14 protein-coding genes are annotated in these 20458 nt (G+C 71.5%); 10 read left to right on the top strand and 4 right to left on the bottom strand.

Annotated elements, in window-relative coordinates; translation table 11 throughout:
- The first annotated feature begins 54 nt into the window (after nucleotides 1-54).
- Nucleotides 55-1065, top strand: coding sequence for a DUF5954 family protein (locus tag H7827_RS24125; protein ID WP_386542039.1), 1011 nt, complete (start codon nucleotides 55-57; stop codon nucleotides 1063-1065).
- A 31-nt stretch (nucleotides 1066-1096) separates the two neighbouring features.
- On the opposite strand, the gene H7827_RS24130 is transcribed toward H7827_RS24125, so the two are convergent.
- Nucleotides 1097-2533: a WGR domain-containing protein gene (locus H7827_RS24130; protein WP_432747325.1), complete on the bottom strand. Its 1437-nt coding sequence runs from the start codon at nucleotides 2531-2533 to the stop codon at nucleotides 1097-1099.
- Nucleotides 2534-2624: 91 nt separating this feature from the next.
- Here H7827_RS24130 and H7827_RS24135 point away from each other — a divergent pair, with 91 nt between their 5' ends.
- The 3 genes from H7827_RS24135 to H7827_RS24145 all read left to right on the top strand — a co-directional run bounded on the left by H7827_RS24135 (nucleotide 2625) and on the right by H7827_RS24145 (nucleotide 4981).
- Nucleotides 2625-3068, top strand: coding sequence for a type II toxin-antitoxin system PemK/MazF family toxin (locus H7827_RS24135; protein ID WP_030734035.1), 444 nt, complete (start codon nucleotides 2625-2627; stop codon nucleotides 3066-3068).
- A gap of 132 nt (nucleotides 3069-3200) precedes the next feature.
- Nucleotides 3201-3968: an MHYT domain-containing protein gene (locus tag H7827_RS24140; RefSeq protein ID WP_432747326.1), complete on the top strand. Its 768-nt coding sequence runs from the start codon at nucleotides 3201-3203 to the stop codon at nucleotides 3966-3968.
- A 371-nt stretch (nucleotides 3969-4339) separates the two neighbouring features.
- Nucleotides 4340-4981, top strand: coding sequence for a M23 family metallopeptidase (locus tag H7827_RS24145; protein WP_200368001.1), 642 nt, complete (start codon nucleotides 4340-4342; stop codon nucleotides 4979-4981).
- 256 nt (nucleotides 4982-5237) lie between these two features.
- On the opposite strand, the gene H7827_RS24150 is transcribed toward H7827_RS24145, so the two are convergent.
- Nucleotides 5238-6143 (bottom strand): glycerophosphodiester phosphodiesterase, encoded by a 906-nt coding sequence (locus H7827_RS24150; RefSeq protein ID WP_386542093.1) that lies wholly within the window; start codon nucleotides 6141-6143, stop codon nucleotides 5238-5240.
- Between the two features lie 171 nt (nucleotides 6144-6314).
- Between H7827_RS24150 and uvrB the strand changes: the two genes are divergently transcribed.
- On the top strand, nucleotides 6315-8432 hold the full coding sequence (uvrB, locus tag H7827_RS24155; RefSeq protein WP_432747327.1) for an excinuclease ABC subunit UvrB: 2118 nt from the start codon (nucleotides 6315-6317) through the stop codon (nucleotides 8430-8432).
- Between the two features lie 55 nt (nucleotides 8433-8487).
- Complete coding sequence (locus H7827_RS24160; RefSeq protein ID WP_386542092.1) at nucleotides 8488-9072, top strand: TerD family protein; 585 nt, start codon at nucleotides 8488-8490, stop codon at nucleotides 9070-9072.
- A gap of 73 nt (nucleotides 9073-9145) precedes the next feature.
- Here the strand turns inward: H7827_RS24160 and H7827_RS24165 are convergent, their stop codons facing one another.
- Together H7827_RS24165 and uvrA are read right to left on the bottom strand one after the other, a co-directional pair.
- Nucleotides 9146-12589: a phosphodiester glycosidase family protein gene (locus H7827_RS24165; protein ID WP_432747328.1), complete on the bottom strand. Its 3444-nt coding sequence runs from the start codon at nucleotides 12587-12589 to the stop codon at nucleotides 9146-9148.
- Nucleotides 12590-12704: 115 nt separating this feature from the next.
- A complete protein-coding gene (gene uvrA / locus H7827_RS24170) occupies nucleotides 12705-15638 on the bottom strand; it encodes an excinuclease ABC subunit UvrA (RefSeq protein WP_046723005.1) in 2934 nt (977 codons plus the stop codon).
- 197 nt (nucleotides 15639-15835) lie between these two features.
- Here uvrA and H7827_RS24175 point away from each other — a divergent pair, with 197 nt between their 5' ends.
- The 4 genes from H7827_RS24175 (at nucleotide 15836) to rapZ (ending at nucleotide 20436) form a co-directional block, all read left to right on the top strand.
- The gene (locus H7827_RS24175) at nucleotides 15836-16528 is read left to right on the top strand and encodes a maleylpyruvate isomerase family mycothiol-dependent enzyme (protein ID WP_432747329.1); all 693 of its coding nucleotides are present in this window, start codon (nucleotides 15836-15838) and stop codon (nucleotides 16526-16528) included.
- A 13-nt stretch (nucleotides 16529-16541) separates the two neighbouring features.
- The gene (locus H7827_RS24180) at nucleotides 16542-17198 is read left to right on the top strand and encodes an MBL fold metallo-hydrolase (RefSeq protein ID WP_432747330.1); all 657 of its coding nucleotides are present in this window, start codon (nucleotides 16542-16544) and stop codon (nucleotides 17196-17198) included.
- Between the two features lie 68 nt (nucleotides 17199-17266).
- Nucleotides 17267-19375, top strand: coding sequence for an excinuclease ABC subunit UvrC (gene uvrC / locus H7827_RS24185; RefSeq protein ID WP_432747331.1), 2109 nt, complete (start codon nucleotides 17267-17269; stop codon nucleotides 19373-19375).
- A gap of 122 nt (nucleotides 19376-19497) precedes the next feature.
- Nucleotides 19498-20436, top strand: a complete 939-nt coding sequence (gene rapZ, locus H7827_RS24190) for an RNase adapter RapZ (protein WP_030734006.1) — start codon at nucleotides 19498-19500, stop codon at nucleotides 20434-20436.
- Nucleotides 20437-20458: the final 22 nt, after the last annotated feature.

Below are 20458 nucleotides of genomic sequence, written 5' to 3' on the forward strand. Positions count from 1 at the left end.
TGATGTGGGGCTGATTCGCCGCCAACTGGCTGACAGCGCCATCACAATGCGTGTATGAGCGATGGCCAAGCGGAACTTCCCGAGCCCCACCGCGTCATCAGCATGACGCGTTTCGATGACCCGGTGTCGGTGATCTCCGATACGGAGGCATGGCGGGCGCGGGACACCTACCCGGACATCATGGGCAGAGGACCGATGTTCGCCCTGGTCGAGCAGGAGGCCGACGGCCGGTGGCGGGTGCTGCTCGCCGATGAGGGCAATCCGCAGGGGTGCCGGGACGAGCTGGCCCGGGAGTGCCGGCTGCGGGCGGCCGACGCGGTGGCGGTGAAGGACCGGGAGGCGCAGCGGCTGTGGCTGACCGGGGCGCGCCGCATGGACTGGGAGAAGCTCAACGAGCTGAAGGTGGGCGAGCACCGCTTCCGGATCGCCCGGGGCGACATGTTCATCCGCATGGGGCCCGACGGGCCCGAGCCGCCCCGGCCCAGTGACCCCGATCCGATGCGGCCGGGCGAGGGGCACCGGGCGAGGCCGCGTACCAGGGGGTTCCTGATCGACCCGGCGGCGGCCACCGGCATGTCCGAGGGCATGCTGCGCATCGATCTGCTGAGCTTCGTGTACCCGCCCTCCCGGGTGCCGCACGATGTACGGGCCGATTCGCTGCGGGCGTTGCAGAGTCACCCGGGCGGGGTGCTGCTGCCTCCGGTGTTCGCCATCACCGAGTTCACGGAGGGACGCTGGACGCCGATGACCGGTGGCGCGGACACCCCGCAGGAGATCCGCGACACGCTGGTGACGTATCTGCGGGACGTGGCGCCTGCGGTGTACGCCGAGGACGCGGTGCCGGCGGCGCACTTCCGCGCGGCGGCCGAGGCGTTGGCGGGCACCCGGCGCGACGAGGTGCGATGCGCCGGCCTGCACTACCGGGTGATGCGTCTGGAGCGGCTGATCCGGGTCGGGCCCGACGGGCCCGAGTCGCCGCGGGCCTCGGACTGGGACCCGGAGCTGCCGGTGGAGGCCCAGGCCGAACGGGACCGGCTGAACGGGGTGCGGTACGGGGCGGACTGACCCGCGCCGACCGCGCCGCGTGGGCCACTGCTCAGAGCAGCCGCTGGATCTCGCCGTGCACCCGGTAGAAACCACCGGGCGAGGTGTGCAGCGAGTCGACGACGTAGCGGGCGCCGGCCTGCCGTATGTGCCGGGGGAACTGCACGTTCCAGGTGGGGTCGTAGCCCGCGCTGGTGACCCGCATCCGCAGCCGGGAGCCCTCCTGGACGCATTCGATGACCACCCCGTTCGCCGGTACCGAGGCCACCGCCCGCACGCTCTCCGCGGACCGGGCGGGGGTGAAGGTGGGCATGCCGGCGGCCGACTTGATGTCCACGGTGGTGGGGACCGTACCGCGTTGGGCGTCCGCGATGGCCGCCTCGCTCGCGTCGACGCAGGCCAGCGAGCCGTCGGTGGTGACGATGTACAGCTTCTGGTCGCGGTACTGCATGGACAGGGCGGAGCCGGCGCCGGTGCCCAGCTTCCACAGCCGGGTCCCGTCCTCGGCGAAGCAGTACACGGAGGAGGACGAGTCGCCGGCGAAGACGTAGCGGCCGCCGGGCGCGGTGGCGCACGAGTAGACGACGGAGTCGCAGGTGTAGGTGGCCTCCACCCGGCCGGTGTCCTTGGCCAGCCGCTGCACCACTCGCCGGTCGGTGCCCGCGTACACCGATCGGTCCTCCTGCCAGCCGAAGAGCACCGAGCCCCGGGTCCGGGTGTGCCACAGCTCCCCCGAGCCGTCCAGGCTGTACGCGGTGACACCGTCCGCGTGGCCGTGGTAGACCGCGTGGTCGTCGCGGCGCACCATCCAGGCGTGGTCTCCGGAGCTCTTGCGGGACCACTGGAACTCGTCCTCGTGGTCGATGACCGTCAGCCCGCCCTGGCGGTCGGCGACGTTGAGCACCCCCTCGTGGATGTCGAGCCAGAAGATGTCGACATCGGTGGCTATCTCGTAGGCGGCGAAGGGCAGCTTGGAGGAGAGGTCGTAGACGGTGCCGTCGTCGCAGCCGGCGTAGATCCAGAAGTCGTCCGCGACCAGGCACTTGACGCCCTCGGGCAGCCGGTAGCGCGCGAGTACCTCGCCGTCGTGGCCCAGGGTGTAGACGTCGCCGTTCTGGTTGCCCACCCAGCAGCGGTCCTCGTCGATGTGGATCCCGAACGCGGCGGCGTCGGTGCGGAACCGCCACAGCACCGGTGCCACCGAGCGGGCGGTGGAGGGCGCCGAGGTCACCTGGCGGCGGGTCACCGGGCGGGCGGCGCGGCCACCGGGGACGGCCGGCGCGTACCCCTTGCGGACCTTCTCGCCGATCTTCCTGGCGGCCGCCGCCTTGGCCTTCTCCACGCTGGGGAAACTCTGCGTCTTCAGCTGCCCGCCGGCGCCGATCCGCCCGTACCGTACGCTCACCGCCGTGCCGTCCACCGTCACCTCGTAGAACTTGTGCGCGCCGCCGCCGTCTTCGGACAGCTCGAGGTACGTGGTGGTGGACATGGCGATCTCCCTGCCGTTGCGTCGGTCGCGTCAGTGGTCACAACGTAGAGGCGCGCACTGACAATTGACCGGGCGGCGATAGCGTGGCGGTATGACTATCGATGCGGATGAGGTGCATGGGCGTGGTGGGCCCACCGGGACCACCGAGGTGCGGGCGGGCTCGCTGGGGGTGGTGCGTGCCGAGTACGCGCCGGAGTTCGACGGCGACCCCGACCCGGGCGAGATCGTGTGGACCTGGGTGCCCTACGAGGAGAACGACGGCCGCGGCAAGGACCGCCCGGTGCTGGTGGTGGCCAGGGAGGACGCCGGCACCGTGCTCGCCGTACAGCTGAGCAGCAAGGACCGGGACGGGGACCCCGAGTGGTTCCCGCTGGGGACCGGTCCCTGGGACCGCACCGGCCGGGAGTCGTGGGTGGACCTGGAGCGGGTGCTGCGGGTGCATCCGGAGGGCATGCGGCGCGAGGCGTGCGCACTGGACCGGGCCCGGTACCAGAGTGTGGTGCACAGCCTCCAGGCGCGGCACGGCTGGCGGTGACGCCACGGCCCGGCCGGGGTGGGCCGGGCCACCGGGGCGGAATATGCCTCAGCACACTTTGATCACGGACGGTACACGCTTGATCGATCCCGCCTTAATATCCTCACAAATGACCAGGTGGGGAGATGCAGGGTGCGTGCAGTCGAGGTAACCGTCGATCACTTCAGCTATGGGTCGATCACCCCGGTACTGGGCTATCTGATGGCGGTACTGGGCGCCGCCCTCGGCCTGCGCTGCGCCGCGCGGGCCCTGCCCGGGGGGTCCGACGGCGGCCGGCGGCCGGGCTGGCTTGCCCTGGGCGCCCTGTCACTGGGGTCCGGCATCTTCACCATGCACTTCATCGCCATGATGGGCTTCACCACCGGCGGGGTGCACATCGCCTACGACCTGGGGCGGGCCTTCGCCAGCCTCGCCATCGCCATCGTGGTGGTGGCCATGGGGCTGCTGCTGGTCGCGGCCGTCCGGCACACGGCCCCCGCCGTACTCGGCGGCGGACTGATCACCGGGCTCGGGGTGGCGGCCATGCACTATGTCGGCATGAGCGGCCTGGTCATGGCGGCCGAGGTGCGCTACGAGCCGCTGTACGTGGCGGCGTCCGTGGTCATCGCGGTGGTCGCGGCCGTCCTGGCCCTTTGGTGCGCCGTCGCGGTGCGCGGCCTCAAGGCGGCGGTCGGGGCCAGCGCACTGCTGGGTATCGCCGTCAGCGGCATGCACTACACGGGCATGGCGGCGATGTCGGTGCACGCGCACACCGTCAGCGCTCTGGAGACCCGGGCGCCCATCGAGACACTCATGCCGATCCTGATCGTCCCGCTGCTGCTGATGCTGCTCACCGGGCTCTTCGTGGGCCTTGATCCGATGGCTTCGCGGACCGGGGAAAGGGCGCCGCAGCGCATTTGACGCTGCTTTCCTGTGGCCCTCGACACAGCGCATCCGGACCTTACGAACGGCCGTAGGAGAGAAATGTGACCAAAGGCCGGGACTTTCGTCCCGGCGCCCCGGGGAATTCGGCAGGGGGAGGCCGGGAATTCCGGCGGGCGGCGGCCGGGCCCTGCCCCGAGCCCCGGGGGCCGGGGCAGCGCCGCAGGCGGGGCGGGAAAGATGGGTGCGCCGGGGTTTTTCCGGCCCTGTTAAGGGACCTTTTTCCCTTCTCCGCGCTACGCCTTCCGATAGTAATAAGGGCGTTTGAATGCCGGGGAATCGGTCGCTAAGAATGGGTGTTGTTCCGGCCGATGGTCGAATATCCCCGAGCACCGCGAGGTAATCCCCGAATGTCGAACCGCATCACGAACCGCATCGCCAAGGTCTCCAATGTCCGCACCCGTGCCGCCGTCCTGGCCGCAGGCCTGGGGGCATCGGCGGTCCTGACGGTCGGCGTGGCGACGGCCGCCGAGGGTTCCCAGCAGACCCCGGACCTGTTCGCCGCCCACACCGCCAGCCAGCTCGCCGACTCCACCGGCGCCCAGGCCGACGCCGTGACCGCCACCCAGCAGTCCTGGGTCAGCCCGATCGGCGGCGACTACAGCCTGAGCGCGAAGTTCGGCAACAGCGGCGACCGCTGGGCCAGCAAGCACAGCGGCCAGGACTTCGCCGTACCGGTGGGCACCGACGTGCGCGCCGTGCACAGCGGCACCGTCGTGAAGGCCGGTGGCAACGGAGCCGGTGACGGCCCCGCGTACGGCAACGCCATCGTGATCAAGCACGACGACGGCAGCTACTCGCAGTACGCCCACCTGAACAAGATCGACGTGAAGGTCGGCCAGAAGCTGAACACCGGCGACAAGATCGCCGAGTCCGGCAACACCGGAAACAGCAGTGGCCCGCACCTGCACTTCGAGATCCGGACCACCCCGGACTACGGCAGCGCCGTGGACCCGGTGGCCTTCATGCAGAGCAAGGGCGCCTCGTTCTGACGCCTGCCCCCCGCTCCACCGACCGCGCCCCGTCCGGCACCGCACAGGTGCCGGGCGGGGCGCCGCCATGCGCGGACCCCGCACCGGAGCCGCCCGGAACAGCGGCTCCGGCCAGGACCCCTCTCCGGCGCCGGCCGTGCCCGTTTCCCCGGCGGCCCGCCCCGAAGCCCTCCGGCGCCGCCGTGCCCCGCCACCAGGCGGTGGCGGGGCACGGACACCGGCTCGGGGGCCACGTCCCGGCCCGCGATCCGTGTTCTCAGCCGCCGATGGCCTCCCGCACCACGTCCGGGAAGTTGGTGATGATCCCGTCCACCCCGAGCCCCGCGATCCGGGCGGCGGTCGGACCGTCGTTGATCGTCCAGGCGTTGACCTCCAGCGGCTCCCCGTGCACGCCGTCCACCGCCTGGATGGCCGCCACGTACTCGGCGGTCAGATCCGTGTACCGGGGGCCGATCTGGTCGGAGAACTCCGCGTAGGCGGGCAGCTCGGCCACCTTCGGGGTGCCGAGGAAGCCGGTCTTCACCTCCGGTGCCTGTTCGTGCACCGTGCGCACCGAGTCGGCGCTGAAGCTCTGCAGCACCACCCGCTCGCCGGGGTACTCCTCCTCCAGCCAGCCCGCGTCGTCCAGCACCCGCAGGATCTGCCGCTCCACGCCCGGGTACAGCTCGGGCGACTTGATCTCCAGCAGCAGCTTCTGCCCGTTCGCCGTCAGCCGGTGCAGGAACTGCCCCAGCGTCGGGACCCGCTCGGCCACGAACTCGTCACCGAACCAGCTGCCGGCGTCCAGCCGGGCGATCTCCCGGGAGGTGAAGTCGGCGACATTCCACGGCGCGCGGTCGGGAAAGACCGCCGCCGCGTTGGTGGTGCGCGCCAGCGTGGTGTCGTGCATCAGGATGAGTTTGTGGTCCTTGGTGCGCTGGACGTCGATCTCCACCCACTCGGTGTTCAGCCGCGCGGCCTCGTCGGCGGCCACCAGGGTGTTCTCGGGCGCATACCCGGAAGCACCGCGATGGGCGACGATCAGCGGAGTGGCGGTGCCGGTGAGGGTCGTCGTGCTCCCCGCCGGAGCGGCAGCGGCGCCGCCGGCGGGAATCACGGTGAGCAGGAGCGTGATGACACCGAGGGCGGCCGCCGCGACCGCCGATCCGGGGCGTTTCGACACAATGACTCCGATGCGTCGGTGATAGGACGTGATGATCTTTTCCCCGCGTATGCCCTCACCAGACAGAAAAACGATGACCTACGGCTGAACAGGTAGCGACAATCTGTCACCAACGGTGGTCCCGAAGCGCTGCGGAGCCGATTGTCAGTGCCGGGTCGTACCGTGGAGGACATGCGGCCCGTTTCCCACATCGAACGTACGGTGGCGCCCTTCGAGGTCGTCAGTCCCTTTCAGCCCAGCGGCGACCAGCCGGCGGCCATCGCCGACCTGGAGCGCCGGATCAAGGGCGGTGAGAAGGACGTCGTCCTGCTCGGTGCCACCGGCACCGGCAAGTCGGCCACCACGGCCTGGATGATCGAACGGGTCCAGCGCCCCACTCTGGTGATGGCGCCCAACAAGACGCTGGCCGCCCAGCTGGCGAACGAGTTCCGCGAGCTGCTGCCGAACAACGCCGTCGAGTACTTCGTCTCGTACTACGACTACTTCCAGCCGGAGGCGTACGTCCCCCAGACGGACACCTACATCGAGAAGGACTCCTCGATCAACGAGGAGGTGGAGCGGCTGCGGCACAGCGCCACCAACTCGCTGCTCACCCGGCGTGACGTGGTCGTGGTGGCCTCCGTCTCCTGCATCTACGGCCTGGGCACCCCGCAGGAGTACGTGGACCGGATGGTGCCGCTCAAGGTGGGCGAGGAGATCGACCGGGACGCGCTGCTGCGGCGTTTCGTCGACATCCAGTACGCCCGCAACGACGTGGCCTTCACCCGGGGCACCTTCCGGGTGCGCGGGGACACCATCGAGATCTTCCCGGTCTACGAGGAGCTGGCCGTCCGGATCGAGATGTTCGGCGACGAGATCGAGGCGCTGTCCACCCTCCACCCGCTCACCGGCGAGGTCATCTCCCACGAGGATCACCTGTACGTGTTCCCGGCCTCGCACTACGTGGCCGGTCCCGAGCGGATGGAACGCGCCATCGCGGGGATCGAGAGCGAGCTGGCCGAGCGGCTGGCCACGCTGGAGCGGCAGGGGAAGCTGCTGGAGGCCCAGCGGCTGCGGATGCGCACCACCTACGACATCGAGATGATGCGCCAGATCGGCACCTGCGCCGGCATCGAGAACTACTCGATGCACATCGACGGCCGTGCCCCCGGCACCGCGCCGCACACCCTGCTGGACTACTTCCCCGACGACTTCATGCTGGTCATCGACGAGTCGCATGTCACCGTCCCGCAGATCGGCGCCATGTACGAGGGGGACGCCTCCCGCAAGCGCACCCTCGTCGACCACGGCTTCCGGCTTCCCTCGGCGGTCGACAACCGGCCGCTGAAGTGGGAGGAGTTCCTGGAGCGGATCGGCCAGACGGTGTACCTGTCGGCGACCCCCGGCTCGTACGAGCTGTCGCGCGGCGACGGCGTCGTGGAGCAGATCATCCGGCCCACGGGTCTGGTGGACCCGGAGGTCGTGGTCAAGCCCACCGAGGGCCAGATCGACGATCTGGTGCACGAGATCCGCACCCGCACCGACAAGGACGAGCGGGTCCTGGTCACCACGCTGACCAAGAAGATGGCCGAGGACCTGACCGACTACTTCCTGGAGCTGGGCATCCGGGTCCGCTATCTGCACAGCGACGTGGACACCCTGCGCCGGGTGGAGCTGCTGCGCGAGCTGCGGGCCGGTGAGTACGACGTGCTGGTCGGCATCAACCTGCTGCGGGAGGGGCTCGACCTGCCCGAGGTCTCCCTGGTGGCGATCCTGGACGCCGACAAGGAGGGCTTCCTGCGCTCCGGTACCTCGCTGATCCAGACCATCGGCCGGGCCGCCCGTAACGTCTCCGGGCAGGTGCACATGTACGCGGACCGGATCACCGCCGCCATGGAGCGGGCCATCGAGGAGACCAACCGGCGCCGCGCCAAGCAGATCGCGTACAACGAGGAGCGGGGCATCGACCCGCAGCCGCTGCGCAAGAAGATCGGCGACATCGTGGCGACCATCGCCCGCGAGGAGGTCGACACCCAGGAGCTGCTGGGCTCCGGGTACCGCAAGGGCGGGGAGCCGGCCAAGGGCAGGGGCAAGGCGCCGGTGCCGGCCAAGGTGGCCCGGGAGAACGCGGGCACCGAGCAGCTGACCGAGCGGCCCGCCGCGGAGCTGGCGGAGACCATCGAGGCGCTCACCGAGCGGATGCGGTCGGCTGCCGCCGAACTTCAGTTCGAGGTTGCGGCCCGGCTGCGGGACCAGGTCTCCGACCTGAAGAAGGAACTGCGTCAGATGCGTGAGGTGGGCCTGCGCTAGCGTCGCCCTTGACTCTTTCTTTACCGGAGTCGCCTGACAAGGAAGGGGAGCTGTTGTGGGCGTCAATCTCTCGAAGGGACAGGCCGTCAGCCTGGTCAAGTCCGGGGGCGGCGGTCTGTCCGCCGTACGGATGGGGCTCGGCTGGCAGGCGGTGCGGCGCGGGTTCTTCAGCAAGATGCTCGGTGGCGGCGGGGAGATCGACCTCGACGCCTCCGCGGTGCTGTACGCCGGGACCGAGTCCAAGGACGTGGTGTTCTTCCAGAAGCTCACCAGTGACGACGGCTCGGTGATCCATACCGGGGACAACGTCGTGGGCGGCGCGGGCCAGGAGGACGACGAGTCGATCATCGTCGACCTCGCCCGGCTGCCCGCCACCGTCGACACCATCGTCTTCACCGTGAACTCGTTCACCGGCCAGACCTTCGCCGAGGTCGAGAACGCGTTCTGCCGGCTGGTGGACGAGACCACCGGCGAGGAACTGGCCCGCTACACGCTGGCCGGCGGCGGCGCGCACACCGCGCAGATCATGGCCAAGGTCAGCCGCGGTGACAGCGGTGAGTGGCAGATGACGGCGATCGGCGAGCCCGCCTCCGGGCGGACCTTCCAGGACCTGCTGCCCGCCATCGCCCCGTACCTGTAGCCGGAAGCGGCCCGGGGGCCGGGGCCGGAGCCGATCGACCCGGCTCCGGCCCCGGCCGTACCTCACGCCGCGCTCAGCGGGTGATCCGTACGGTCACCCGCTCCCGTACCCCGCTCACCTCCACCTCGAGGGTGACCTCGCCGGCCCGCAGCCCCGTCAGCAGGCCGGTCGCCGGGTCGAAGGCCGCCACCTGCCCCCGCTCCGCCCCGCCGGGCGGCCCCACGTACAGACCGCGCGACCCCGACCAGTCGGCGCTCACCGGGAACGCCACCGGCACCTCCCGCGCCCCGGCTCCGGTGCCTTGCGACACCGTCGCCGTCACCCGCTCCGCACCACCGGCCGGCAACACGGCCGGGGCGTCCAGCGTCAGGGCGTCCACATGGGGCCTGGTCTGCACCGAGAGCCACCCGCCACCCCCGCCGTGACCCCGCGCCCCGCCCTCCCGCGGCAGGGAGCCCGCGGCGCCGTCGACGCCCACCAGGGCCCATCCGGTGAATCCGCCCTCCCCCGGGGCGGCGGCCGGCGCCTTCCCCGCGTCCCCACCGATCACATACGGCACCCCGTCCCGCCAGGAGCTGTCGAAGACCCCGACATGCGCCCCGAAGAACGCCACGTCCTTGCCCGAGGAACGGCGGAAGTCCGCCAGCCAGCGCTCCAGCAGCGCCGCCTCCATGCGATCGGTGAGCTGACTGGCCGGCCGGACGGTCGGATCACGCGGCGGCACATGGCTGAGCACCACCACCGAGCGCACCGACCGGTCCTCCGCCGCCGCGTCCAGTTCCGCCCGCAGCCGCTGGAACTGCGCGAACCCCCCGCCCCTGAGCGTCAGCGACGAGGTGTCCAGGGCGATGAAGCGGGTTCCGCGGTGGTCGAAGGTCTGCCGGGCGGGCCCGATGATCTCCTCGAACAGCCCGATGGAGCCACCCATCACCTCATGGTTGCCGGGCAGGTAGTACCAGGGCAGCGCGTCGCCCAGCTCCTCCTCGATCATCTCCCGCGCGAACTCCAGGTCGGCCCGCGAGCCCTCGTCCACCCAGTCCCCGTTGATCACCACGAAGTCGGGCTCGGCCGCCCGCGCCTCGCGCAGGGTGCGCCGGGCCGCCGCCGCGATGGCGCTGTCCGGGTCCCGGGCGACGAACTGGGCGTCCGAGACCACCGCGAAGCGCCACTCCCGCGCCGCCACCTCCCGCCCGGCCATGATCAGCGGCCCGCTCCGGGCGCCGTCCGGCGGCAGCTCCGCCTCGGGGGCGGTGCGCACCGTCAGCCCGTCGATGGCGACCGAGCCCGTGTACGCGGCGTCCGGCCGGGTCTCGGCCACGTAGAAGCGGTGCACCGAGACCGGCAGCGCGATGCCCTCGGGGACCTCGAAGACCACCTGCCGCCAGCCCTGCCAGGTGATGTGCTCGCCGCGCAGCACCTGATCGGTGCCGGCCGCGTCCCGCAAGTGCAGCGAGGGCCAGCCGCCGTGCCCGTCCCCCTCGATCCACAGGGCGAAGCTCTGCGGCCGGCCGGACACCGGCAGATCACCGGGCGGGGTGGCGTACGCGGCGCGGGTGGCGGTGCTGAGGGTGAAGTCGTACTCCAGGCGCAGCGCGCCGCCCCCGTCCTGCCCGGCCGGTTCCGGGGTGATGCCGCCGGCCGCGCGGGCGTGGCTGAACGTCCACTCCGCCGCGTCCTCGAAGTCGGCCACGGTGCTCTCCTCGCCGCCGACGGTGACGGCCAGGACGGTGCTGCGCCCGCCGGCCGCGGCCCGGACCTCCCCGGCGGCGCCGTCCGACCCCTCGGCCGCCGTGACCGTGAACCCGCCGGCCGCCGGGTCCGGGTCGATGGTGAACAGCGCGCGGTCGTACTCCAGCGTTACATCGGCCGGCTCGATGGGGGCGCTGTGCCCCTCGGCGTCCTGGCCGAGCAGCCCGAACCCGGCGCTCTCCCCGGGCCCGGCGAGACCGACGCGGCGCGCGGTGGGCTCCAGCCGCTCCAGTGCGCCGAGCACGGTCAGCTCGACGGTGCCGGTGGCCCGGCCCTGTCCGGCGGTCACCGTGGTGCTGCCCGTGCGCCGCGCGGTGAACACGCCGTCGGCGTCCACCGAGCCGATGGCCGGCCGTGCCGAGGCCCAGGCCGGGCGCGCGGGCGCCGGACCGTACGTCTCGTCGTGGCCGGTCGCCGCCAGCGCCCGGGTCAGCCCGGGGAAGACCCGTCCGGGATGCCCGCCGGGCACCGGGTCCGCGGTGGGGGCACGCTCCGGATCGGCCACCGTCTCCACCCGGAACCCGGTCGCCGCGCCGCTGCCGGTCGGCACGGTGACGGCCAGACCGTTGGGCACCGGCCGCTCGGCGCCGTCCGAGGGGCGGTTGACCAGCCTCGGCTCGTGATCGCCCGGCCGCCGGGCGAGCAGGGTGCTGGAGCCGCCGCCGTCCAGGTTGAGCGCCGTGTACGCGCCGAGGTCGGCGAGCAGCACCGCCAGCTCGGTGAGGGTGGCGCCGCCCGAGTGCTGCTGCCGGCCGTCCACCGAGACCAGGAACATCTCGCCGCCGTCCCGGGAGAAGCCCACCGCCGTACGGGGTGCCGCGGTGTTGTTGGGCCGGCCCTCCCAGTTCTGCGGCTCGCCGTCGATGACCAGCAGGCCCCGGCCGCCCACCGCCTCCGCCGGCAGCGGTCCGCCGTCCCCGGTGCGCGGCCCGTACTCCAGAACCACCCCGTCGCCCGGAGCGAGCGCGGCCAGCGTCCCGGCGCCGGCGTCGCGGCCCAGCAGCACGGTGGCGCCGGGCGGGATCCGCTCGCGGCCCGCGCGCTCCGACACCGACAGCACCACGTCCTCACGCACCAGGACCTCGGTGACCCGGGCCGCCCCGGGAACGGTCAGCGCCCGGTCGGCCCCACCCCAGCCGGCCGTGTACACGCCGATGCCCCCGACGGGCACCCGCGCCGCGTTGTGGGAGGCGAGCGGAGCCACCCCGTCCGGGAGCAGCACGGTGCCTGCGAACCGCAGGTCCAGCAGGCGCCCGGTGTCACCGGGGCCCAGGCCCACCGCCTCGGTGGGAGCCCCGTCCGAGGCGGAATGCCGCAGCTCGCCGCCCCTGATGCCGGGGCCCAGCGGCGCGAGAGAGCCATTGATGTCGAAGAAGTCGGCGTTGACGGCCGCCACTGTGGCGCGCCCCGGCCCGGGGTCGTGGTCGCGGACGAGTTCGCTCAGTGGCGCGGCGTCCGACACGTCGTCGGGTGCCACGGACTCCACCCGGGCCCCGGCGGTCAGATCGATCGTGACGGCGTGCGCACTGCGCCAGCCGGTGGGCTCCAGGCTCTGAAAGCTGGTCAGTTCGGTGCCGGGGCCCAGAGGCTGGACGGCGTGCGACAGTTCGAGGCCGCCGCCCCCGGTACTCGGGGCGGCGACGGCGGGCCCGGACGGCAGCAGGGTCACGGCGAGCGCGGCGATCGCCGTGGCCACGACCGGGGCCCTGGCGCGCAGCACGTCCCCGGCTCGGCTGTGTCGTGGTGTGCTCGGTGCGCGGTGGATCACCAGGACTCCCTCGGACGCGTCGGCATCGGGTGCCTCAGCGTTCCAAGGGAGGCGGCGCCGCACCAGTGCGGCGCCGCCAATTTCCGGCGAACTCCGGTGAACGGAGCCGGACGGCCTACTTCTTGGCGGTGCTCTTCCGCCCGGCCGCGGCCTTCTTGGCCGGCGCCTTCTTCCGGGTGGTGCGCCGCGCCGGGGTGGCGTCGCTGAACCGGTCGCCCAGCACCTCGCGCAGGAACTTCCCCGTGTGGCTGGCCGGGACGGCCGCCACCTCCTCGGGGGTGCCCTCCGCGACGACGGTGCCGCCGCCGTACCCGCCTTCGGGGCCCATGTCCACGACCCAGTCGGCGGTCTTGATGACATCGAGGTTGTGCTCGATGACGATCACCGTGTTGCCCTTGTCCACGAGGCCGGAGAGCACCTCGATGAGCCGCCGGATGTCCTCGAAGTGCAGCCCGGTGGTCGGCTCGTCCAGCACGTAGACGGTGCTGCCGGTGGAGCGCCGCTGCAGCTCGGAGGCCAGCTTGACGCGCTGCGCCTCGCCGCCGGAGAGCGTGGTGGCGGGCTGCCCCAGCCGTACGTAGCCCAGGCCCACGTCGTTGAGGGTGCGCAGATGACGGGAGATGGCCGGCACCGCCTCGAAGAAGTCCATGGCCTCCTCGATGGGCATGTCCAGCACCTCGGCGATGGACTTGCCCTTGTAGTGCACCTCCAGCGTCTCCCGGTTGTACCGGGCGCCGTGGCAGACCTCGCACGGGACGTAGACGTCCGGCAGGAAGTTCATCTCGATCTTGATGGTGCCGTCGCCCGAGCAGTTCTCGCAGCGGCCGCCCTTCACGTTGAACGAGAAGCGGCCCGGCAGATAGCCGCGGACCTTGGCCTCCATCGTCTCCGCGAACAGCTTGCGGACGTGGTCGAAGACACCGGTGTACGTCGCCGGGTTGGAACGCGGGGTGCGGCCGATCGGCGACTGGTCGACGTGCACCACCTTGTCGACGAGGTCGTCGCCGGTGACCCGGGTGTGCCGCCCGGGCACCGCCTTGGCGCGGTTCAGCTCGCGCGCCAGGTGGGTGTAGAGGATGTCGTTGACCAGCGTGGACTTGCCGGACCCGGAGACTCCGGTGACCGCGGTGAGCACCCCGACCGGGAAGCTCACGTCGACGTTCTTCAGGTTGTGCTGCCGGGCGCCGTGCACGGTCAGCCGGCGCTTGGGGTCGGCCGGGCGCCGTACCTCGGGCATCGGGATGGAACGGGCACCGGTGAGGTACTGGCCGGTGATCGACTCCTCGTTGGTCAGCAGCTCCGCCAGCGGGCCGCTGTGCACGACCTTGCCGCCGTGCTCGCCGGCCCCGGGACCGATGTCCACCACCCAGTCGGAGGTCTTGATGGTGTCCTCGTCGTGCTCGACGACGATCAGGGTGTTGCCCAGGTCGCGCAGCCGCACCAGGGTCTCGATCAGCCGGTGGTTGTCGCGCTGGTGCAGACCGATGGACGGCTCGTCCAGGACGTAGAGCACCCCGACCAGGCCCGAGCCGATCTGGGTGGCCAGCCGGATGCGCTGCGCCTCGCCGCCGGAGAGCGACCCCGCGGCGCGGTTGAGGGAGAGGTAGTCCAGGCCGACGTCGACCAGGAACCGCAGCCGCTCGTTGACCTCCTTGAGGACCCGCTCGGCGATGGCCTTCTCCCGGGCGTCCAGCTTCATGCCGCGCAGGAAGTCGGAGCACTCGCTGATGGACATCGCCGAGACCTCGGCGATGGACTTGCCCTGCACGGTGACGGCCAGCACCAGGGGCTTGAGCCGGGTGCCGTGGCAGGCGGGGCAGGGCGCCTCGCGCATGTAGCCCTCGAACCGCTCGCGCCCGGCGTCGGTGTCGGCCTCCGCGTAGCGGCGGCGCAGGAAGGGGATGACGCCCTCGAAGGCGGTGGCGTAGGCCCGCTCCTGGCCGTGCCGGTTCTCGTAGCGGACCTCGATCTTGGTGCGGTGGCCGTTGAGCAGGGCCTTCTTGGCGCGCTGCGGCAGCGCTTCCCAGGGCACGTCGGTGCGGAAGCTCAGGGCGTCGCCCAGGGCGGCGATGAGGTGGTGGAAGTAGCCGCGGGTGTGGCCGTGGGACCACGGGTGGATGGCGCCCTCTTCCAGGGACTTCTCCGGGTCCGGGATGATCAGCTCCGGGTCGACCTCCATCCGGGTGCCGATGCCGGTGCACTCGGGGCAGGCGCCGAAGGGGGAGTTGAAGGAGAAGGAGCGCGGCTCCAGCTCCTCGAAGGAGAGATCGTCGTACGGGCAGTACAGATGCTCGGAGAACATCCGTTCGCGCTGGGGGTCGTCCTCCGGGAGGTCGACGAAGTCGAGCACCACCATGCCGCCGGACAGGCCGAGCGCCGTCTCCACGGAGTCGGTCAGCCGCCGCTTGGCGCTGTCCTTGACGGTGAGCCGGTCGACGACCACCTCGATGGTGTGCTTCTCCTGCTTCTTCAGCTTGGGGGGCTCCGCGAGCTGGATGGTGGCGCCGTCCACCCGGGCCCGGCTGTAGCCCTTGGTCTGCAGGTCGGAGAAGAGATCGACGAACTCGCCCTTGCGCTCGCGCACCAGCGGTGAGAGCACCTGGAAGCGGCTGCCCTCCTCCAGCGCCAGCACCTTGTCCACGATGGCCTGCGGGGACTGGCGGGCGATGGGCCGGCCGCACTCGGGGCAGTGCGGCTTGCCGATGCGGGCGAACAGCAGCCGCAGGTAGTCGTAGACCTCGGTGATGGTGCCCACCGTCGAGCGCGGGTTGCGCGAGGTGGACTTCTGGTCGATGGACACCGCCGGGGACAGGCCCTCGATGAAGTCCACGTCGGGCTTGTCCATCTGGCCCAGGAACTGCCGGGCGTACGCGGACAGCGACTCGACGTAGCGGCGCTGGCCCTCGGCGAAGATCGTGTCGAAGGCCAGGGACGACTTGCCCGAGCCCGACAGGCCGGTGAAGACGATCAGGGCATCGCGCGGCAGGTCGAGCGAGACATTCTTGAGGTTGTGTTCGCGAGCTCCGCGAACGGTGAGCCGGTCGGCCACGCGGATGGCACCTTTCGTGTGAAGAACGGGGACCCCATGGCGCACGGAGCACCCCCGTCCAAGAGTAGGGGCGGCGGAATGAAGCAAGGCCGATACGGCCTCCAGCGGCACCGAACCAGCCTATAGCACGTGCGTTCGATTACCGGGCGGATATCGCCATCTTCACTCGAAGGAGTGGACCCGGATAGCGTGTGATCATGACGAAGCCCACCGGTGACCTCATCGGTCTGCGGGACGCCACCCGGCGCCTGCTGACCGCCCTCGACGCCCTGGACGACGCGGACCTCGCCGCACTCTCCCAGCTGCCCGGCTGGACCCGCGGCCACCTCACCACGCACCTGGCCCGCAACGCCGACGCCCTCGGCAACGTGCTCGCCGGCCGTCCCATGTACCCGGACGAGGAGGCCAGGGACGCCGACATCGAGCGCGGCGCGGCACGGCCCGCCGCCGAGCAGCTCGCCGACGTGCGCGACAGCGCCGCCCGGCTCGCCGACGCCTTCGAGGCGCTGCCCGCCGAGCGCTGGCAGGCCACCGCCGAACTGCGCAACGGCGTCCGCGACCGGCTCTCCGCCCTGCCGCTGCGCCGCTGGGTGGAGATCGAGCTGCACCACGTCGACCTCGGCATCGGGCACACCATCGACCGGCTCCCCGGCACCTTCACCGACCGTACCGTGGACTACCTCACCCGCCGGTTCGCCGGACATCAGGACCTGCCGCCCCTCGACCTGCGTGCCGAGGACGGGCGCAGCTGGTACAGCGGAGGACACGACGGCGTCCGCGTCGTGGTGGCCGGCGCCCCCACCGCTCTCGTCGGCTGGCTCTCGGGCCGCACCACCGGCTCCGGCCTCACCACCAGCGGCGGCACGCTCCCCGTCCTGCCCCCGCTCTGACACACTGACCGCCATGTCGTACACCGGAAATGTCACGGTCGGCGGGCCGGCGGACGCCCACGAGCTGGCCCGCCTGATCATCTCCAAGGCGGCGGTCGGCCCCATGAACAACAACGCCTACCTGCTGCGCTGCCGGGCCACCGGCGCCCAGCTGCTCGTCGACGCCGCCGCCGAGCCCGCCACCCTCCTGGAGCTCATCGGTGACGACGGCATCACCGCCGTCGTCACCACCCACCGGCACGGCGACCACTGGGGAGCCCTCGCCGAGGTCGTCGCCGCCACCGGCGCCACCACCTACGCCGGGCGCCCCGACGCCGAGGGCATCCCGGTGCCCACCGACGTCCCGCTGGACGACGGCGACACCCTCACCTTCGGTGACATCGAACTCACCGCACGCCGCCTCGCCGGCCACACCCCCGGCTCCGTGGCGCTGGTCTACGACGACCCCGACGGCCACCCGCACCTGTTCACCGGTGACAGCCTCTTCCCCGGCGGCGTCGGCAACACCCACGGCGACCCGGCCGCGTTCGCCGCCCTCCTGCACGACGTGGAGACCCGGCTGTTCGCCACCCTTCCGGATGAGACCTGGGTCTACCCGGGTCACGGCGCCGACACCACCCTGGGTGCCGAACGCCCCCAGCTGCCCGCCTGGCGCGAGCGCGGCTGGTAGGTACCGGCCACCTCGCACGGCCGCCCGGTGACCATGAAGTGTCGGTGCCCGGCAGTAGGGTTACGCACATGGCCGACCCCTCCAGCTACCGCCCGAAGCCGGGCGAGATCCCCGAAGACCCGGGCGTCTACCGCTTCCGCGACCAGCACGGCCGGGTCATCTACGTCGGCAAGGCCAAAAGCCTGCGGCCGCGGCTGTCCTCCTACTTCCAGGACCTCACGGGACTGCACCCGCGCACCGCCACCATGGTGACCACCGCCGCCTCCGTGGAGTGGACCGTGGTCGCCACCGAGGTGGAGGCGCTCCAGCTGGAGTACACCTGGATCAAGGAGTACGACCCCCGCTTCAACGTCAAGTACCGCGACGACAAGAGCTACCCCTCGCTCGCCGTCACCATGAACGAGGAGTTCCCCCGCGCCCAGGTCATGCGCGGGCCCAAGCGCAAGGGCGTACGGTACTTCGGCCCCTACGGGCACGCCTGGGCCATCCGCGAGACCGTCGATCTGCTGCTGCGGGTCTTCCCCGTACGCACCTGCTCCGCCGGGGTCTTCAAGCGCGCCCACCAGATCGGCCGTCCCTGCCTGCTGGGCTACATCGACAAGTGCTCGGCCCCCTGCGTCGGCCGGGTCAGCCCCGAGGAGCACCGCCAACTCGCCGAGGAATTCTGCGACTTCATGGCCGGCCGCACCGGCACCTACCTGCGCAGGCTGGAAGCCGAGATGCACGAGGCCGCCGAGGACATGGAGTACGAGCGGGCGGGCCGGCTGCGCGACGACATCGAAGCGCTGCGGCGCGCCATGGAGAAGAACGCCGTCGTCCTCGCCGACGCCACCGACGCCGACCTCATCGCCGTCGCCGAGGACGAGCTGGAGGCCGCCGTCCAGATCTTCCACGTCCGTGGCGGCCGGGTGCGCGGCCAGCGCGGCTGGGTCACCGACAAGGTCGAACACGTCGCCACCCCGCAGCTCGTCGAGCACGCGCTCCAGCAGCTGTACGGCGAGGAGTGGGGGGACGAGGCCGGCGCCGGCGGCACCGGTGGCGTCCCCCGCGAGGTTCTGGTCCCCGTCCTGCCCGAGGCTGAGGCGGCGCTCACCGACTGGCTCGGCGAACGGCGCGGCTCCCGGGTCAGCCTGCGCGTTCCGCAGCGCGGCGACAAGAAGGACCTCATGGCCACGGTGCAGCGCAACGCGCAGCAGGCGCTCGCCCTGCACAAGACCAAGCGGGCCTCCGACCTGACCACCCGCTCCCGGGCCCTGGAGGAGATCAGCGAGGCACTCGGCCTGGATTCGGCGCCGCTGCGCATCGAGTGCTTCGACATCTCCCACCTCCAGGGCGAGGACGTGGTCGCCTCCATGGTCGTCTTCGAGGACGGCCTGGCCCGCAAGAGCGAGTACCGCCGCTTCCAGATCAAGAGCTTCGCCGGACAGGACGATGTCCGCGCGATGCACGAGGTGATCTCGCGCCGCTTCCGCCGCTACCTGCGGGAGAAGGAGAAGAGCGGCGGCTGGGTCGAGGAGTCCCCCGAGGGCGAGGCGAACGGGAACGGGAACGGGAACGGCGAGGTCGAGGGTGCCGGCGTGCGGCCGGGAGAGGCCGTCCACGGGGAGCCCCGGAGTGAGGAGACTCCCCACGAGGAGACTCCCCGCGAGGACGCCCACCGTGAGGAGGACGGCCGCCCCAAGCGCTTCGCGTACCCGCCGCAGCTCGTCGTCGTCGACGGCGGCGCCCCCCAGGTGGCCGCCGCCCGGCGCGCCATGGACGAGCTGGGCATCGACGACGTGGCCGTGTGCGGCCTCGCCAAGCGGCTCGAAGAGGTCTGGCTGCCCGGCGACAGCGACCCCGTCATCCTGCCCCGCACCAGCGAGGGGCTCTACCTCCTCCAGCGGGTGCGCGACGAGGCGCACCGTTTCGCCATCCGCTATCAGCGCGGCAAACGGGCACAATCGATGAGGAAGGGGCCACTGGACGCGGTCCCCGGCCTCGGCGAGACCCGCAAGAAGGCGCTGCTGAAGCACTTCGGCTCCGTCAAGCGGCTGCGCACCGCCTCCGTGGAGGAGATCTGCGAGGTTCCCGGCATAGGCCGGAAAACCGCGGAGACGGTGCTCGCCGCGCTCGCCGAGGGCGGCCCGGCCGCCCCGGCCGTCAACACGGCCACCGGCGAGATCATCGAGGACTGAGCGGTCCGCCCCCGGGGTGCGCCGTCCGGCCACAGGCCGGGGGCGTCACGTCCACCCGCCCCACCCCGTACCACCCGCACCACATCACCCACACACCACACAACGGCGGGGGAAGAGAGATCATGAGCGAACACAGCAGAACCGAAGAACAGCCGGAACCCACCGTCAACGGGACCGTCACCGCCAGTGAGGAGAGTGGTCCCACTCCCGAACTGGTGATCATCTCGGGCATGTCGGGGGCCGGCCGCAGCACCGCCGCCAAGTGCCTGGAAGACCTCGGCTGGTTCGTGGTCGACAACCTGCCGCCGTCCCTGATCCCCACCATGGTCGACCTCGGCGCACGCTCCCAGGGCAACGTCGCCCGGATCGCCGTGGTCGTGGACGTCCGCGGCCGCAGCTTCTTCGACAGCCTCCGGGAATCCCTGGCCGACCTCGACGCCAAGTCCGTCACCCGGCGCATCGTCTTCCTGGAGGCGTCCGACAACGCCCTCGTCCAGCGCTTCGAGTCCGTCCGCCGCCCGCACCCCCTCCAGGGCGACGGCCGGATCGTGGACGGCATCGAGGCCGAACGCGACCTGCTGCGCGAACTGCGCGGCGACGCCGACCTGGTGATCGACACCTCCAACCTCAACGTCCACGAACTGCGCGCCAAGATGGACGCCCAGTTCACCAGCGGTGACGAGCCGGAACTGCGCGCCACCGTCATGTCCTTCGGCTACAAGTACGGCCTGCCGGTGGACGCCGACCACGTCGTGGACTGCCGCTTCCTGCCCAACCCGCACTGGGTCCCCGAACTGCGGCCCTTCACCGGCACCAGCGAGCAGGTCGCCGGCTACGTCTTCGACCAGCCCGGCGCCAAGGAGTTCCTGGAGCGCTACGCCGAACTGCTGCACCTGGTGGCCACCGGCTACCGTCGTGAGGGCAAGCGCTATGTGACCATCGCGGTCGGCTGCACCGGCGGAAAGCACCGCTCGGTGGCCGTCTCCGAACGGCTGGCCAAGGTGCTCGCCGCCGAAGGCATCGAAACCGTCGTCGTACACCGGGACATGGGGCGCGAATAACATGCCACGAAAGGCCGCCCGG

It is taken from the genome of Streptomyces sp. JH002, from assembly GCF_050916115.1.
GTDB lineage: Bacteria > Actinomycetota > Actinomycetes > Streptomycetales > Streptomycetaceae > Streptomyces > Streptomyces xiamenensis.

Excerpts from the sequence above, each read along its gene's own strand:
- H7827_RS24145 (WP_200368001.1), top strand. The coding sequence starts at position 4,340 with ATGTCGAACCGCATCACGAACCGCATCGCCAAGGTCTCCAATGTCCGC.
- H7827_RS24125 (WP_386542039.1), top strand. The coding sequence starts at position 55 with ATGAGCGATGGCCAAGCGGAACTTCCCGAGCCCCACCGCGTCATCAGC.
- H7827_RS24175 (WP_432747329.1), top strand. The coding sequence starts at position 15,836 with ATGACGAAGCCCACCGGTGACCTCATCGGTCTGCGGGACGCCACCCGG.
- H7827_RS24135 (WP_030734035.1), top strand. The coding sequence starts at position 2,625 with ATGACTATCGATGCGGATGAGGTGCATGGGCGTGGTGGGCCCACCGGG.
- H7827_RS24180 (WP_432747330.1), top strand. The coding sequence starts at position 16,542 with ATGTCGTACACCGGAAATGTCACGGTCGGCGGGCCGGCGGACGCCCAC.
- uvrC (WP_432747331.1), top strand. The coding sequence starts at position 17,267 with ATGGCCGACCCCTCCAGCTACCGCCCGAAGCCGGGCGAGATCCCCGAA.
- uvrB (WP_432747327.1), top strand. The coding sequence starts at position 6,315 with ATGCGGCCCGTTTCCCACATCGAACGTACGGTGGCGCCCTTCGAGGTC.
- rapZ (WP_030734006.1), top strand. The coding sequence starts at position 19,498 with ATGAGCGAACACAGCAGAACCGAAGAACAGCCGGAACCCACCGTCAAC.
- H7827_RS24130 (WP_432747325.1), bottom strand. The coding sequence starts at position 2,533 with ATGTCCACCACCACGTACCTCGAGCTGTCCGAAGACGGCGGCGGCGCG.